Annotated in this window: 1 protein-coding gene; it reads left to right on the top strand. The window is 60.3% G+C overall.

Annotated features, from left to right (window positions below; all coding sequences use genetic code 11):
• Positions 1-765, top strand: a 765-nt coding sequence (locus NQV17_RS37805; RefSeq protein WP_257776160.1) for an ISL3 family transposase, incomplete at its 5' end; no start/stop codon positions are given.
• Between the last annotated feature and the right edge of the window lie 3 nt (positions 766-768).

Below are 768 nucleotides of genomic sequence, written 5' to 3'. Positions count from 1 at the left end.
ACGATCCGCTATCTGGCGATGGACGAGTTCGCGCTGCATAAAGGTCATCGCTACGCCACGGTGGTGGTCGACCCGATCAGCCGGCAAGTACTCTGGATCGGACCGGGACGCTCGCGTGAGACGGCCCGGGCCTTCTTCGAACAGCTTCCCGAAGGCGCAGCCAAGCGTATCGAAGCGGTCGCGATCGACATGACCACGGCCTATGAACTCGAAATCAGGGAACAGTGTCCGCAGGCGGAAATCGTCTTCGACCTGTACCACGTCGTGGCCAAGTACGGCCGCGAAGTGATCGATCGGGTGCGGGTCGATCAGGCCAATCAACTCCGACATGACAAGCCGGCCCGCAAGGTTCTGAAGTCCAGCCGCTGGCTGTTGCTGCGCAACCGCCACAACCTCAAGCCGGATCAGGCCGTGCACCTGAAGGAATTGCTGGCGGCCAATCAGGCGCTGTTATGCGTCTACGTGTTACGCGACGAGCTCAAGCGGCTCTGGTTCTACCGGAAGCCGGCCTGGGCGCAAAAGGCTTGGGAACAATGGTTCGAGCAGGCTCAGCAAAGTGGGATCGCGGCCCTGCAAAAGTTCGCCGAGCGTCTGCAGGGCTACTGGCACGGCATCGTGACTCGCTGCCGCCATCCGCTCAATACCAGCATCGTTGAAGGCATCAACAACACCATCAAGGTCATCAAGCGTCGAGCTTACGGGTACCGCGACGACGAATACTTCTTCCTCAAGATTCGCGCCGCGTTCCCCGGTAATCCTCGATGAACC

It is taken from the genome of Burkholderia sp. SCN-KJ (assembly GCF_024656005.1).
Taxonomy (GTDB): Bacteria; Pseudomonadota; Gammaproteobacteria; order Burkholderiales; family Burkholderiaceae; genus Burkholderia.
This window is presented reverse-complemented; position numbering and strand designations above follow the sequence as displayed.